This window comes from Weizmannia sp. CD-2023 (genome assembly GCF_036225245.1).
In the GTDB taxonomy this organism is placed as follows: Bacteria; Bacillota; Bacilli; order Bacillales; family Bacillaceae_C; genus Weizmannia; species Weizmannia faecalis.
The window spans coordinates 1-15938 of sequence record NZ_JARTJQ010000055.1; the positions used below are offsets into that span (position 1 = coordinate 1).

The following is a 15938-nucleotide window of genomic DNA, read 5'->3' on the forward strand; positions in this document are numbered from 1 at the left end:
ACTCTCGTGAAAACTACTACCCCCGGTGCGGATTTTATCCGGACGCGATCTTGGCAGAGCACCTTTCCCGAAACCCTAATCATCTGGCATCCGGCAAATCTCATGTCATTCGTCTGAGTGGGCCAAGGTTAGGACGCCCATACAAAACGGAAGACAAAAACTTAGAACGAGACGAAAGGCAGGATGCCTCCGAACGTAATGCCGTTGAAAGCAAATTTGGCGAAGGCAAGCGCAAGTATGGGCTAGGCCTTATTCGAGCACGCCTTCAGGAGACCAGTGAAACAGTAGTAGCCCTTCAATTCCTTATAATGAATCTGGAGCGGAAGCTCAGGGTTCTTTTTTTGAAATTTTTGTACAACACTATTTTATATTTTAATAACCGTAATTTGGCTTGTATCTGACAGAATCTGATTCGTTCAGCAAGCCCTTTTTAGGACTCCAATTTTTCAAACCGGCCGGATTAAACTTCACCATAGTTCCCCAAAACCGAATGAGCAGACCCAAATTGCGCGGTCCATTGTGCTTTAAAATCTTTTATATCATTTACGGTTGCCGGGTATGATACCAGTTTATTAATAAAATCAGGAGATAAAGTCAGCGCTTCAGCTCCAGCAAGGCAGACATCCATTGCTTGCTGGATATTTTTAAAGCTGGCTGCCAATATTTCCGTTTTCAAATGATAGATAGAAAACAGCTTTGCAATTTCAGAAACGACTTTGACCCCATTTCCGTTTAGATTATCCATTCGGTTTACGTAAGGGGCAACATATTTTGCCCCCGCTTTAGCGGCCATTAATGCCTGAAAGGGTGCGTATATAGCCGTTCCGAGCACAGGGATTTTTTCTTGCGCAAGCATTTTCATCGCTTTGATTGCTTCTTCTGTAACCGGAATTTTCACAATGGTCTTGCCAGGCAGTTTACTGATGATGAACTGGGCTTCCTCTGCCATTTCATCAGCCGTTTCACCAAGCGTCTGGACAAAGAGTTCCCTATCTTCACCGATGATTTCTCTGATTTCCTTTAAAACTGCCAGATAAGGGCGCTTTTCCTTGACGAGAATGGACGGGTTCGTTGTAACGCCTGCAATGGGAAAATATTCAACCAGATGCGCAATTTGTTTGACATCTGCAGAATCAACGTATAGTCTCAACCATTTTCCCTCCCTTAATCATTTTTCCAACCTGTTTAAGCACTGACAATCTTGATTTCTGTTCCGCTATCCATCAGGGGGACCTCTTTATCTTCCAAATACAAGGTACCTGGCAATTCAGGCGTTGAAGCGCCATCAAAACGCAGTGTAATATGGCCTAATGCTGCTAGATTGCGTTGAACAAGATCTCCAACCGATGTGATTTTAAAAACTTTATTTCCTATATATAATGCTTGACCAGGTTGTATCTCTCCGGCCGGTTCCACTACATCAATCAAATAACAATAATCTTTCAGTTCTTGTGGCGCCTTTTCCCCGAATAAAATAATCATTTTCTCATTTAAAAAGTTTTCCGCCATTGGCCCTTTTGTTTTAATTGTATTTTCATAGATGGTTTTCATATAATACGGACAACGGTCTTACACCGCGTCTTTCAACCTCCTTTAAGTTTCTTTTTCTGTCTTGGTAATTTTCCAATTCTCTGCTAGTTGTGGCGCTGAAGCAGCAGGATGGATCTGTACCCTATTATGCTATGATATTCTATATTACTGATATAGCCCAAAACTTGCCAGCCATGCAACAAACACCCTTGGAACCCCGATCAGGAATCTTGAGTACAAAACCGAAGGCACCCCGACCTCCACTGTTTCAGCTTCCGCTTCCGCCAAGCCTAAACCAACCGGAATAAAATCGCAGGCATTTTGCGTGTTAATCGCAAATAATGCCGGCAGTGCCAGGTGAGGAGGAATATTGCCTTTGCCAATTTCCACCCCAATTAAAGTACCAATGATTTGCGCAATAACGGCTCCAGGCCCAAGCAATGGGGATAGGAATGGCAATGAACAAATAAAACCAATCAAAAGCAAACCCCAAATATTTCCTGCAAGCGGTGACATTACTTTTGCAAACAAATTACCAACGCCCGATCCTTCAATAATTCCAATCAATAGCGAGACAAATGCCATAAATGGGATAATTGTATTGATCATCGTTTGGACTGCATCACGGCCTGCCTGATAGAAGGTGTTGATCACCTTCCCGGCACCGAGGCCGATTTTTGTCATAATCCCTTGTTCTTTTTGTGCTGCCAGCGTTTGTGATATCTTTTTATCGGTACTATACTTAAATTTTCTTTCGGGTTCGGCCTCGGATGCTTTTTCTGCTGCAGCCGCCACATCTGCATGCTCGTCCACCTCGACGGGATGAATCTGGTCGACACCGACAGCTGATACATAAATATCTTCTGTAATATATTTTGCTAATGGGCCGCTTTTTCCAGTTGGCATAATATTAACGGTCGGAATCCGTTTTTGCGGGTAAATGCCGCATCGCAATGTACCACCGCAATCAATAATCGCCAGGGCGATCTCCTCTTCAGGGACGGATGTTTTAAATCCGTTTACAGCTTCAGCGCCGGTCAATTCAACAATTTTATCGACAATATCCGGTTTTGCCCCGCCACCTGTGATATAAAGGATCTTATTTCTTTTTTCAGTCGGTGTGATCGTTAACGGGCCGCCAAAACCGCCGCTTCCTCTCACTATTTTTACAGAACGATATTTAGCCATGGAGCATCCTCCTTTATCCTCAGTCTAAATTTATTTCAGATTTCAGTTTGATTTTTTGCTGCCGTTCTACAACTTTTGTCGTAAAGTCTGTGATCCACCCTGCGAAAAAGTTCATAACCAATCCGACGAGGAAATACCGGACTGCCAGATCGGCTGTATTAAGGCCAAGTTTCTGAATCCCTTGTGCAATCCCCATCCATATAAACAATTCACCTGGATTAATATGCGGGAACAAGCCATTGCTCGTATGGCAGAAATAGGCGCCCGAAGCATAGTAGCTCGGTTTGTATTTTTCCGGTAAGAACCGTCCCATTGACAAGGCCATCGGATTGCCCAACATAAAGGATGCCAAAAATGGAAGGACTAAATATCTTAACAGCGGGTTTTTGCTTGATGCCTTTGCCAAACGATTAATGCGGTGTTCCCCAATTAATCGGATTAATGTATTCATGGCAACGAGTAAAAGCAAAACGACCGGAACAATATTATTCATCCACGAAACAAAAGTTTTTGCACCTGTTTGGAACAAGGACATAAATCCTTGTGCCAAATGAACAAGAATATCCATTACCTTTCACCTCTTCATATTATTTTTTTAAGGTGGCTAAACGGTCCGCCTGATGCATCATGCGTTTCAACAGGCTCGGTTTATCCGGAATTTGGCCGCCGCTCATGATGATGTTGTAATTATTGACGGCGTCTAAAATAGCAAGCCGCAATAATTTGTTGCATTTCGCCATATCTGCTTCACTTATCGTTTTGATGTTTTTTCCTTCGAATCCCTGTAAGTCCCGTACCCTCGCCATTACGGTGACACCTTGGATTTTTTTCGCTTTTAAAATAGTGCCGTTATGGGACAATGCAAAAAGTACAATCGTTCCGGAGCGGATTTTACCAGGCCGTTTGCCGATAGCTACCTTTCCGAGTTTTCGCAGTTGTGTATACGCTTTCGAAAATTGCCTAATTTGGAAGTAGCCCAAGACAAACTGAAATAAAAAGGCACTTGCTATAAAAACCATGATAAAAATGATTTGCATTTCATCACTCCCCTTTTTGAAAATCCCTATTTCCCGGTCTGATTGAGAGATGCGATAAATTCTTCATAGTTCTTTGATCGGGATAGCCTGTCAATGAGCGTTTTATCCTTTGCCATCTGGATAATTTCATCATAAATTCTAACTAATAGACTAGGGTCGCTATGTGCTTGTTCCGGTAATCCAAGGAGAAAAACCAGTTTAATAACTTTGCCATCCTCTTTAATTGGATCTGGAAACACCCCGGCAGAAAGGACAATTTCGGAAGACTGGTAATGGATCGTATGTGGCAGGGCAATAGACTGGTCAAACACCATAGACCCTTTTTCACTTCTTTTCCTCAAACGCTCCATAAAACCCCGGTCCAGATGTCCCTTTGCAATCAGCTCATTTACCATGAAGTTTACATTTTTCCGGTAACTCTTCGTGCTGTCTAAAATGAAAAACTTATCACGATCTATCAGTGCTTTTATAATAAATGAGTCATTTCCGCCGTTTCTGATGTTGAACTTGTGCAAGAAGGTGACTTTTTCAATTTCCTGTTCAATTCTGTCTTCATCAAAAATCTCATTGATCCGGATCAAAGGCGGCTCTGTTTCAAAGTCAAGGTCCACTGTCGTAAAAACAATATCGTAATCTGTAAAGGTTTCTTTATCCACTTCATGTTCTGAAAACAGATCAATTTTTGTGCCCTGTTTTAGGATGCGCCGCAATTGCATGGCAACCAGTTCCGAAGTTCCTCTTCCTGTTCCGCATACAACGGCGACCCGCTGCAGGCGCTTTGTTTTCAATTCGTTTTTTGAATTTAGTACTTCAAAATAGATGGCAATATAGCCAAGTTCATTGGCAGGAACTTTCAGATGATATTCCTTTTCAATTACCTGACCTGCAATCTCAGCCATCTTATAGGCGACCGGATACTTCTCTTTCACATCAGACAGTAATGGATTTTCAAGGTGTAAATCAAACATCAAGCGATTTAACATCAGCGTTAAATGATACTCAAGATCCGTAAAGAAAGCTTGGTTTTCGCTAATGATGTTTTTATGAAACCCGATTTCCTCAACAATTAAATGTACCAGCTTTATCATATCTTCAGAGATGGAAATATCCATCATGATCTTACTGCTTATCGGAGTCCTTCTGCCGGCAATCGGGATGGTGATAAATAAAACTTCAAATGTAGGAATCTTAATAGATAAACCATCCTCAAGAATAGAAGCAATTTCTAATGCCAGCTGATATTCTTTTGTTTCCAAAAGTTTCATGTACTTTTCTTTCATCACCGTCAATGATCGGCCCTTTGTAAGCCGGTCTAGCATCACAATAATAAATTGCAATAACTTTTTTCTTGTACTTAATTCAAGTGCCTGCTTTTTGACTATTCCATTAATTTTTCTCTCCAGTTCTCCTTCTAAATGATCATGGCTATATAAGTAGTCATATAAATTGTCCAATATGAAAAAACGTAAATCTAATTCAGCGCCACTTAAATAAATGCCCTTATTCGGCTTTCCCCGAATAACCAGATTATAGGAACTTAGTGACATTTTGGCTTTTTTCATTTCAGATACAAGCGTTGTTCTTCCTATATTCATTTCAAAAGCCAGTTCATCCAGCGTGATGGCGCGATCGTGGTTCATTAACCTGCTAATAATAAAAGCCAATCGCGACTGCGGGGAATCTTCCGACGCTTTTTCGGTTTTTGAACATTCCCACAAACGCCGAAATGCTTCTTCATTCTCGATCACTAAGCGGTAGCCCTTACTTTTATCTTTAATAAGTTCCGCAATACCTTTCATTTCAAGTTTTAACTGTTTAATATCTTTACGAATGGTTCTTGTGCTCACTCCCAATCGTTGTGCGAATTCATCCAAAGTGCAATAATCTTTATGAAGCAGAATTTCAATCAGCGATAACAGCCGGGAATCCAAGACTCGACAAGATAACGGTAAAACCCCCTTTTTTAAAGTATGCAGATATATCCTCTGGGCTTTATGGTACAGCACTCACAAGGTTGGGGCTTTTATTTGCCTGTCTGTTAGTTATCCGCGTGATTTCCCGCCAGAAATGTTATAGGTCGTCCCCGTAATATAGCTGGCACGGTCCGAAGCAAGGAAACATACAAGATCGGCAACCTCACATAGTTTTCCTTCCCGCCCGATCGGAATCGATTTACTGTAGTCTGTTGCCAATCCTTCAACCGTCACGCCTCTTGTATAAGCTAATGCTTCGTTATAGGCATCCGTTCGCAATCCGGTTTTTTCCATAATTGCCGGGGCTACACCCACTACGCGAATATGAAACTTTCCAAGCTCCTTTCCCCATGACCGAGTGAAAGCAATCAACGCGCCTTTTGTTGCTGCATAACAACTTTGGCCTGCAGATCCTTCCTGGCCGGCTTCAGATGCCATATTGACAACAACACCTTTTCCTTGTTTTAACATTTCTTTTACAACAGCTTGCGCACACAGGAACGGTCCCTTTTGGTTTACATTCACCATGAGATCAAAGGCTTTTTCGTCCAGTTCGTACTCCGGCCGTTCTCCGGCTGTATCAACCAACAGCCTTGGCAGATTGATACCGGCATTATTGACAAGAACATCGATAGCGCCAAAACGTTCTACCGTCTTTCTCACCATTTCGTCAACGCTTTCTTTTTTGGTTACATCACATTTCACATAGTAAAAACCGTCTGCTTGCTCACCATCTTCAACTGCCAAATCTGAAACAACTACTTTTGCCCCGTTTTCCAGTAACGCTTTTGCGATACTTTGTCCAATACCTGATGCACCGCCCGTAACAATGGCAACTTTTCCTTCTAAATCTAGCCATGAACTTTTCATCGATCTCACCTCAAATTGTGATTTATTCTTTATTACGATCTCAATTATAAGAAAATCACTTCCTGTAATTAATGCGGCTTTTTTCACACGAATGTGAAAAATCCGGTACGATTCCGGCAAATTCCTTTATCTTTTCACTAAGCAAGCCGGAATACAGCTTAGACGATATGAAACATAACCGGACGTTTTGCAAGCAATGGGCACTGCGTGACAACAGAGTAAATGGGGGATTGGAAGAAGATTTTAATTAGGGGTTGCTGAATAAGCAAAAATTTCTAGATTCAGCAAAGGTGATAATAGCTTTTGCCGAAATGTAATGCAAAGATTTTATAACAAATGCGTGATTCAACGTATAGAGAAGGTAGAATCACGCATTTTCGCAGATACATTCTTCTATATATTGAGGTGAAGCTTGTTGACAAGTGGATTCGTTCAGCAATTCCTGATTATATTCAGCGTTTTTCACTTCCTAAAAAATTTTTGATACAACTGTGAATGGGGGCCAATCGAGGGGGGCAGCAGGACTTTGTGAACCGGAAGGGAATCCCTTATTTATTTTTTTAAGTTGCAGGTCGGCCTTTGTTTCGTTAGCCTGTACAAAACTCAATGCGGTCATGGTCGGATCAGATCCCTGAGGTTTGATAGCATAAAAATCTCGTCTTTTTTGATATGTAAGTGAGAAATCAAAAACCCCTGGAGCCAAATGGCACCAAGGGTTTTTGCAGATGGGCATCCTAAATTTCAGCTTCAAAAAACGATCGGGCATCCACATTCAAGTGGTGCTGTCACTTCACGGAATGCATTCAGTTGCAGAAGTTCATGCTATGGTGAATCAATAAGGCTAACGGCTAGACACACCGCCAAGAATACCCATCTTCCGGCTCAATCCAGAAACACCATTTCCTAGTAATGTATACGGGAAACGATTATACAGAGTAAGCTGTTTTTAAACAAGCACATGTACTGATTCAACATTTTCGCCATTTTTTACGAAAAAACCGTTCGCCAAACATCCGGTAACTGAAATACTTACCTTTGATTGCGGCCTTGCCATAGGGCTCACTTTTTCAATTCTTGCTTCATAAACGAAATGTTCTTCAATCATCTCATACATAAAGCCACTATAGAAAGCCGGAAAATATCCTAATTTATATTCCCCTTTTTCTGACAAAACGATTACAGCTTTTTCATCTTCCTTGTTTGAAGGCTCCAATTGAAAACGCACAGCCGCGCCTTCTTTCAACTGATTAATTACTTTTTCTCCGTCATAGTAGCGCCACCCCGCGATATAAAAGTCAAAATTAAACCGGTCTTCAAAAACACTAATCGGGGCAACAAATTCATACGGATCAGTAGCCAGCCGTCCACCAGTAGCCCGCAATAAATCCATTTCTGTATAATCCGGAGGCAGCCCATAATTTTTTAAAATCTTATCAAAATCCGGTCTCCTTTTATCCGGTAACCGCCGTTCAAATGGTCCAAATAAGCGATCAGAAACGTATGTCTTATTTAGATTACGAAATGACAGATGCGGTTTATATCCATTTTCCAAAGCCTCTTTTAAGGTTCTGCGCTTCCCGCTTAATTCATATGAAAAAATGTATTTTCCATTTTCATGAAATAAATTGCCAATATGATAACGCTGCCTTGTCTCCTGATTTTTCCAGATCAGCCATAAGACACATGGATTTTTTTGCATTCAAGCACCTCCTTTGTACCAGATCAAGAGCCATTCTTTACGATAGAGGAGTAATGGCGTTATGCCGCTATTTTTTCTTAAAAGGACAACTTGAACAAATCACCAGGCCAGTTTCTTGCTCCCCAGTTTTCTATGGAAATCCTTGTCTTTTGGCGTACTTGGGTCGATCCCTTTTAACTGCGGGACATACGCACAGATCAGTTGAACCGGGATGATGTATTCATAAGTTTTATAAAATGGGGGATTCACTTTATTGCTGAAGGGAGTGGAACCCTGTTGCCCATTCCCTCAAAAACATACTTTACATTCGACACAAACCTTCAAATTTCCTCCTTCATTTTTCAGGCCATCTCCGGATACAAAATCCCCCCTTCGAAGAGGTGTCCAGCGTTGCTCAAAGGTTTTTTCCTTAAATGAAAAAAACATTAGAATTTTATGTGAAACCCGCAAAAATGATATAGAATATTCCCCCATCATGTAGTAGTATTTTACTGTTACAACAACATTTTTAAAGGGGGGAATACGTTGGAAAAGAAATTTTTTAGCAGATTGTCAATATTGATGTTGTCTTTGTTACTGGTTGCCGGTTCGATCAGTTATTTTCCTAAATCTGCCAAGGCTTATACATCCGGCACATCGCTCGATAACCGCGTAATTTTTCAAAGCTTTAGCCTGTACATGCCATATGAAAGCAATATGTACAAAATTCTTTCAGCGAAAGGCAGCGAATTGAAAGATTGGGGCATTACGGATATATGGCTCCCTCCGGCTTACCGTTCTTTCAACATGGCGCGTTACATGGAAGGCTACGCCATTGCCGACCGTTATGACCTCGGTGAATTTAACCAGGGGCCGAATAACACCCGGCCGACCAAATACGGGACAAGCGATGAATTGAAAAGTATGGTTTCCGCGCTTCACGCAAGTGGTTTAAAAGTGCAAGAAGATCTTGTACCCAACCAGGTTCTCGGATTGGGCAAAAGGGAAGCGGTTTACGTCACACGCGTAGATCAAAACGGAAATTTGTTTAAAAATCCTTATACAACAGGACTTACAACGCAAATCAGGGCCGACCTGTACCTCGCTTATACAAAAGGTGGCGGCGAAGGACAGGCGAAATATGGCTACATTAAAGAATGGAATAAAAAGTATTTTAACGGCACCTCCGTACAAGGACAGGGTATGGATCGGGTGATGAAAGACAGCGAGGGCATTCCGTATCGATATTTTGGGCCAAACAACCCGAAAAACCATTTGCCAAGTTGGCTCAATGAAGCTGCAGCGGCAAATAAAATCAATACAGTTGATACTTATTTGTCAGTAGACGGCTGGTATGCTGCTAAAGACGCTTCGACTTCGGATAATTATTGGAAACCGATGTTAATGAACTATGACCCCGGCTATTTAAAGTACATGAAAAGCCATGGCTATTCAACTGTTGACGATATACTGAATGGCGACAACGGGGAAATCGCAAGTTTAACAGATGCCTATATTGCATCACAACCCGGTTACGGCTTTGGATCGGAAGAAAGATCGTTCAAAAATGATAATTCCGGATCAGATGACCAGGATCAGTTTCTATTTGTGAAAAAGAATGGGACAACCCTTCACAACCTTAACAACACAATTAGCGGGAAGAAACAGTTTCTGTTAGGAATGGACATAGACAACGGGAATCCAACTGTCCAAAAAGAACAGATCCACTGGATGAACTGGCTGCTCGATACGTATCAGTTTGACGGCTTCAGAATTGATGCTGCAAGCCATTATGATCAACAAGTGTTGCTGGATGAAGCCGACGTAATGAAACAGCATTTTGGCAATAATTTAAACGACCATTTAAGCTATATTGAGACTTATGAAAGTGCCGGGACAAATTTTGAAAACGCAAACGGGAATCCGCAGTTAATGATGGATTATGCCCTGTTCTATTCTTTGCAAAATGCTTTGGGCAAAAATTCGCCATCAAACAACCTTTCCACCATTGCTACAAACGCTGTTGTCAACAGGGCAGGTGCAGGCACGGCGAACGCAACGCCAAACTGGTCATTTGTTAATAATCATGACCAGGAAAAGAATCGAGTGAACAGTATCATGCTGGACCAGTATGGCATTAAGCCGGGGACGCATTATGGCACATCCACACCGAAGGCTTTCCAGGATCTGTATGATAAAAAGACAGAGGCAAAAGCTTTGGACATCTATGAAAAAGACATGGAAAGCACGGTAAAAAAATATGCGCCATCCAATGTGCCAAGCCAGTACGCATATGTTTTGACGAATAAAGATACCGTCCCGACTGTCTTTTACGGCGACTTATACAAAACGAATGCTTCTTACATGAGTGAACGTACGCCGTATTATGATACAATTGTGAAATTGCTGAAAGTGCGTAAAAACTATGCCTACGGGAACCAGCAAGTAACCAACTATAAGTCGAACACTTCCGGCACGGCGGGAAAAGATTTGATCTCAAGCGTCCGCTATGGAAATGACCGGAATACCGGCGTGGCAACCGTAATCGGAAATAACCCGAAAACCGATACGACTATTAAAGTGAATATGGGATCCCGGCATGCCAACCAGACATTTGAGGATGCAACCGGATTTCATAACGAAAAGCTGGTCACAGATAGCAAAGGCATTTTAACCGTTCATGTAAAAGGGACGCAAAATGCCCGGGTAAAAGGGTACCTTGGCGTCTGGATCCCAGCAAAAAAAGCGGCAACGCCAAAACAAGGCCCTGCACTTAAATACGGTAAGTATGTAACGGTAACAAACAAGCATTATGCCGTATATCAAGACTTCAACTGGAAGAAGAAGAATGTCAATGCAGTGAATAAAACGTATCTTGCCAAGGTCCAATACCATCACAGCAACGGATCAACTTACCTGTCCCTTTATGATGGCAAAGGAAAATGGGCCGGTTATATCAACGCCAAGGCAGCGAAAACCGGAAGTGGCAAGCAAGGGGCTGCCATACAATACGGCAAATCCGTCAAAGTAACCAGCAAGAACTACGCCGTATATCAAAACTTTAACTGGAAGAAGAAAAATATCCGAGCCATAAACAAAACATACTTGGCGAAATACATTTATTATCATATAAATGGGTTAAGCTACCTGTCCCTTTATGACAACAAAGGCAAATGGATAGGCTACATCAATGCCAAAGCGGTTAAGAGCAAATAAATTTCTTTAAACAAAAAGCGTTCCCAACAACCGGCAACGGGGTGGGTACGCTTTTTTGTTCACCGCAAACATCTTATAGTTGAGTTTGAAGAGATACTTTAAACCAGAAAGAAGGGCACCTTAAAGATTGGGTTCATTTAAAATTCGGGGGTTTCTTTGATCGCATCAAGTACTTCCTGCTCTTTCATCGCTAACTCCTCCAATTCCTGCAAAATATCCGTGTCTATCGTCTTTTTTCGGTAATCTGCAGCAGAAAGCATCATCAGCCATGGATATGAGGCTGGTGGTTTCGCTTTCATCCCTCGTCTATATTTTTTCCACTTTATCATGAACTTTGTCAAATCAAATGTGTGTAATTCCAGATGCGGGCTCCACATAAAAAACTCCAAATCCTCATAAACATGAAAGCGGTTATGGAATCGTTTGGTTTGGTGCGGGAAAAGCAGGTAATTTAAGATAGAAATCATGATTGTAGGAACAAGTTCTGTATAATTTTGTCCGGCCTCTAACGTGGAAGAGAAAAGTTTTGTCCAATAATAAAGCACTCGTTCCCGCATATTGTGCTGATTTTCCACCTGGATTTCAACATTTATTCTCTCATGGTTGGATGTGTAAACGAGGATATCAAGCAGACCTGTTTTGCCGTCCGAGTCAGATTTAATGAGTGCGGTGTTCTCATACTGGACATCGACAATTCTGTCCTGCCCTTTTCGGGTCAGCAAGTCATTCAAAAAGGCAAGGGTGATGTTTTTCCGGCTCGGGTGGCCGAAAAGCTGTTTGAACATAAAGTCCATTTTGAGGTCAAGGTATTCTTTTGTCATGAGGATCCTTCCTTTCGGGGTTGTTTTGCGAGGGTTTCATAGAGTAAATCTATTAATTTGATATTATTTGAAATCTTTTCTGATGTCAACCCCATTTTTTCCAATTCCAGCCGGCCCCCCATCCCCCATAAAATATTTCTCCTCAAACGGGCCATCTATGAATTTGAAATTGCCCATAAAAAGTGTACGGACCGAAAAATGAAGGAGCCGGTATGCACGCGTACTCCTCCGGCTCCTAAAAAGACAAACCTGCAAATATTCCAGCTTCCTTATTTTGTGTCGAAAAACTTGCCATAGATCGGCACCCTAAACCGTTTTGCATCTGAAAATCCGGAAGCCGAGGATCTCTTTGGTTGACTCAAACATAATCATATGATGCTCAAGCATCTCAAAATACTGCACATCCACGCCCTCCGACAATGAAAAATCAGGGACATTTTGGACTCCAAATTGCAAATCATATTTTTCAGAATGGATGGATTGAAACCCTGCTTTCTGAAAAAGCTGTACCCACTGTTCCTCGGTTAAAATTTGGGATACGCCATAAAAATCTTTGATGTGTGCCAGTTTTTGCTGCGAAACAGGTTGTTCCAAAACCATTTCAATCGCAATTAAACATCCGCCGGGCTTCAGCACCCGCCGAAATTCCTGAACCGTTGTGGGCATATCGGTAAAAACGATCACCGACTCTGACAATACCAAATCAAATTGACTGTCTGCAAATGGGAGAGCCTCTGTGTTCCCGTGCACAATTTGTATCGGCAAACCTAATGACCGAACTCTTTTCCTGGCTTTTTCCACCATCAATTGATGATGATCCAGCCCTGTCACTTGGCATCCGTACTGCTGCGCGACGTATGCAGCAGTCTGTCCGGTGCCGCAGCCCGCATCAAGCACCGTTGTTTTTTCCCCTATATGTTCAGCCGATAATATATCCTGTGTCAGCTTGAAACCGCCTGGATGCGCTCCGCCGACTCCCAGTTCTGCCAAGCCATTCAGGTAAGTATATTCCTGATCCACTCTAACCCCTCCCTTGCCATCCAAACAGTTGGCTCGTTTATATACCGTATGTACCATTGCAGAAATCGGTAACCTTTATCGTTTAAAAACATACTTTGGTTAAGAAAAAGCAATGGAGGAAGGCATATGGGCGTTGTTAAAACGGACAAGTGGCTGCGCCAATTATATCACCAGCCTGTAGCGATTTGCGAAAAGTTTAAAGCGCATTTTAAAGGCGCAAGTGCTGCGGAAATTTATGACTACCTGGCTTATCATGGCATGTACCAGCCGGAAGATAACGGAGCCGGGATTGTCCGGCAATTGCAAAACCGGCATGTTTGGGAAATCGTAAAAAATGAATTTCTTTGCTGCAAAAAAGAATGGAATGGGCCGGATGTTCCGATCTATATTTTTCCGTCTGACTCCGCCAATTTACTGATTCAAAAAGAATTTAACGGAAAATCAGGATTAGCCTTTAAAGATCAATTATTTTTATTTGTTTCGGCCCGGAACAGCGAAACAGAAATCAGGTCATTATTTGTCCATGAGTATAACCATGTTTGCCGGCTTACAAAATACCCGAAAGAGGAGGCCGATTATGTTTTATTGGATACGATTATTTTAGAAGGGCTGGCAGAAAATGCAGTTAGGGAAAAATTCGGGCGTAAATACGTTTCATCCTGGGCCTTTTCTTATTCCAATGACGAAATGGAAAAGATATGGAGACAATACGTGTACCCGCATAGAAACCTTAAAAAAACAAAACAGCAACATCAAGAGATTTTGTACGGTTCACGTGTCTATCCGAAAATGTCCGGTTATTGCGTCGGATACTACCTCGTCAAGCAATATCTTGAAAAAACCAGCCTCTCCGTAAAAGATGTGCTCAAAACCGATGCAAAGGTTTTGGCACAAATCGATTCCATGTAATTTTCATCCCTGCACCCGGGTTTCAAAATCCCGCACGATAATTCCACAAAAAGCCTGATCGTTTTGTCCACCGTATCCGCCGGCAAAAATCATATACTGTACCATTCCTAAAGGATTGGAGGATATTTTTATGTCATATCGTCACTTCCATGCACTATGCCATCGATACAGGGGCAGAGCGGTCCAAATCCGGACGGTTGATGGACGGATCCATAGAGGCATTATTCATCATGTGAGCGGAAACAGAGTGTTCCTTCGGCCGCTTGGAAGCCCCCGCAATCTTGGCGGATTTGGCTACGGAGGCTGGGGTTGGGGATGGGGATTTGGCTGGGGCATTGCCATCGGTTCAATCGCTGCTTTGGCTTTAATTCCTTTCTTCTTCTGGTAAGAAGTTTTTGCAGCATTTTTAGAAGCAGATAGGACTGGCGCAGCCCGGCCGGTGATAATCGGGTTCAGCCATGTACGGATTTACAGAAAGCGCCCTTCCCTTATGGAGAATTTCACATAGTATGTTATGGCTATTTCGAAAGGAGGTTAAAAAGATGTCTGATGGCGGCGTTTACAGTGGCGGTTTCGCTTTAGTCGTCGTATTGTTTATCCTGTTGATCATCATCGGTGCCTCATATGTCGGCGGTTACGGCGGCGGTTATGGCGGATATGGGGGCTACGGCGGGTGTTTTTGGTAAGCCATGCAATGAAGTAAGGGTCTCCGGCATTTAAAGTCCGTTTTCCATGCCCCCCTCACATGCTCGAAAGTTGCACGGAAAAAGGGAATGCTGCCTTATACAGCTTTATCATGAGAGCCGGAACAAAACCGGGGGTACGCATTGTGCTCCCGGTTTTGTTTTTAGGGTTTTCTTATCATTAAAATGCCCATTAAATGATTGGGTGGACAAGCCGGCCGTTTTTGCAATCCCCGCTGTCCCTGTTTCCATTAATACCGATTCATCAACGATTCAGCTATCTAATCACGAAGCCGGCATCCGCTGGACATCCAAATCAAATTGCGATAACGCCATGCTTAGCATGATCAGGAGTTAAGGATCGCTTTTTCGCCTCCGCACCAATCTATAAATCTTGCGGCAAAATTCGGTCTGTCCCCCCCTACCGAAACTTTCAAGCGAAATTAAGAAAAATTTAAAAGAAGCCCTCTAGACTAAGTTTCTGTAATAAACCCCAAAGGCACAGGATGGATTTCCTGGAAGGTCTGAATCCACAAGTAAAAAGATTGTGAAGTTGTTACAAAAAGGTGCTTCAACATACACTTGGGTCGCTGCAACGGTAAGTGCGCATCTCCGGCGACTTATCAGCTTGCAACAGATCAACCCGTGATGGACATCGGCGGTTTTACAGGAAGTGACCCGGCCCCGACCCTTTCCGCGTTTAAAAAATATGTCCGGCAAGGGAAGATCCACTACTTTATAATGGAAGAGGCTCCTTTGGCAATATGAAACAAATGGGCAAAACCTTGCAAGATGGCAAAAATATAGACAGCTCTGAAGAGTAAATTCATCAATTTTTAGATGTTTTATGATAAAATGACTTATCCACATTTAGAAAATTTTTCCATCTATTTTTTCTGCTTTCAAAGCCAAAAAGAGCCGAATTTGCAAATTTCTTTTTTAAAATTGTGGATAACTTCAAAAAAACCTTTTTTTACATCACATCCTTTGCTATAATATAACCATTAAGTAAA

At 42.2% G+C, this 15938-nt stretch carries 14 protein-coding genes and 2 pseudogenes; 6 read left to right on the forward strand and 10 right to left on the reverse strand.

All coding sequences use genetic code 11. The features are described from left to right. The coding region (locus tag P9687_RS07560) for a transposase (RefSeq protein WP_328228882.1) at window positions 1-401 on the forward strand (401 nt) is incomplete at its 5' end. Between the two features lie 59 nt (window positions 402-460). Here the strand turns inward: P9687_RS07560 and P9687_RS07565 are convergent. The 8 genes from P9687_RS07565 to P9687_RS07600 all read right to left on the reverse strand — a co-directional run bounded on the left by P9687_RS07565 (window position 461) and on the right by P9687_RS07600 (window position 8297). Then, window positions 461-1150 (reverse strand): transaldolase family protein, encoded by a 690-nt coding sequence (locus tag P9687_RS07565; protein ID WP_061577541.1) that lies wholly within the window; start codon window positions 1148-1150, stop codon window positions 461-463. A gap of 35 nt (window positions 1151-1185) precedes the next feature. Beyond that, a complete protein-coding gene (locus P9687_RS07570; protein ID WP_061577540.1) occupies window positions 1186-1551 on the reverse strand; it encodes a PTS glucitol/sorbitol transporter subunit IIA in 366 nt (121 codons plus the stop codon). A 144-nt stretch (window positions 1552-1695) separates the two neighbouring features. Then, entirely contained in the window at window positions 1696-2718 is a 1023-nt protein-coding gene (srlE, locus tag P9687_RS07575) for a PTS glucitol/sorbitol transporter subunit IIB (protein WP_061577539.1), read from the reverse strand. 19 nt (window positions 2719-2737) lie between these two features. Beyond that, window positions 2738-3286: a PTS glucitol/sorbitol transporter subunit IIC gene (gene srlA, locus P9687_RS07580; protein WP_061577538.1), complete on the reverse strand. Its 549-nt coding sequence runs from the start codon at window positions 3284-3286 to the stop codon at window positions 2738-2740. 19 nt (window positions 3287-3305) lie between these two features. After that, window positions 3306-3755 (reverse strand): transcriptional regulator GutM, encoded by a 450-nt coding sequence (locus P9687_RS07585; protein WP_061577537.1) that lies wholly within the window; start codon window positions 3753-3755, stop codon window positions 3306-3308. A 26-nt stretch (window positions 3756-3781) separates the two neighbouring features. Continuing rightward, the gene (locus tag P9687_RS07590) at window positions 3782-5761 is read right to left on the reverse strand and encodes a BglG family transcription antiterminator (protein WP_235601146.1); all 1980 of its coding nucleotides are present in this window, start codon (window positions 5759-5761) and stop codon (window positions 3782-3784) included. Between the two features lie 36 nt (window positions 5762-5797). Beyond that, complete coding sequence (locus tag P9687_RS07595) at window positions 5798-6598, reverse strand: SDR family oxidoreductase (RefSeq protein WP_061577543.1); 801 nt, start codon at window positions 6596-6598, stop codon at window positions 5798-5800. Between the two features lie 946 nt (window positions 6599-7544). Further along, on the reverse strand, window positions 7545-8297 hold the full coding sequence (locus P9687_RS07600; protein ID WP_061577535.1) for an HIRAN domain-containing protein: 753 nt from the start codon (window positions 8295-8297) through the stop codon (window positions 7545-7547). A gap of 525 nt (window positions 8298-8822) precedes the next feature. Between P9687_RS07600 and P9687_RS07605 the strand changes: the two genes are divergently transcribed. Further along, entirely contained in the window at window positions 8823-11492 is a 2670-nt protein-coding gene (locus P9687_RS07605) for a glycoside hydrolase family 70 protein (protein WP_237340457.1), read from the forward strand. 152 nt (window positions 11493-11644) lie between these two features. Here the strand turns inward: P9687_RS07605 and P9687_RS07610 are convergent. Together P9687_RS07610 and P9687_RS07615 are read right to left on the reverse strand one after the other, a co-directional pair. Continuing rightward, window positions 11645-12313, reverse strand: a pseudogene (locus tag P9687_RS07610) (Rpn family recombination-promoting nuclease/putative transposase); the annotation flags it as partial. 306 nt (window positions 12314-12619) lie between these two features. After that, complete coding sequence (locus P9687_RS07615; RefSeq protein ID WP_061577533.1) at window positions 12620-13333, reverse strand: class I SAM-dependent methyltransferase; 714 nt, start codon at window positions 13331-13333, stop codon at window positions 12620-12622. A 126-nt stretch (window positions 13334-13459) separates the two neighbouring features. Between P9687_RS07615 and P9687_RS07620 the strand changes: the two genes are divergently transcribed. The 4 genes and pseudogenes from P9687_RS07620 to P9687_RS17320 all read left to right on the forward strand — a co-directional run bounded on the left by P9687_RS07620 (window position 13460) and on the right by P9687_RS17320 (window position 15693). Beyond that, window positions 13460-14242 carry a DUF2268 domain-containing protein gene (locus P9687_RS07620; RefSeq protein WP_017552075.1) on the forward strand — a complete coding sequence of 261 codons (783 nt, stop codon included), beginning with the start codon at window positions 13460-13462 and terminating at the stop codon, window positions 14240-14242. Between the two features lie 130 nt (window positions 14243-14372). Continuing rightward, window positions 14373-14630 carry a hypothetical protein gene (locus P9687_RS07625; RefSeq protein ID WP_017552073.1) on the forward strand — a complete coding sequence of 86 codons (258 nt, stop codon included), beginning with the start codon at window positions 14373-14375 and terminating at the stop codon, window positions 14628-14630. A 154-nt stretch (window positions 14631-14784) separates the two neighbouring features. Then, a pseudogene (locus tag P9687_RS17315) lies at window positions 14785-14865 on the forward strand (YjcZ family sporulation protein); the annotation flags it as partial. Window positions 14866-15573: 708 nt separating this feature from the next. Next, on the forward strand, window positions 15574-15693 hold the full coding sequence (locus tag P9687_RS17320; RefSeq protein ID WP_435633718.1) for a hypothetical protein: 120 nt from the start codon (window positions 15574-15576) through the stop codon (window positions 15691-15693). The last annotated feature ends 245 nt before the right edge of the window (window positions 15694-15938 follow it).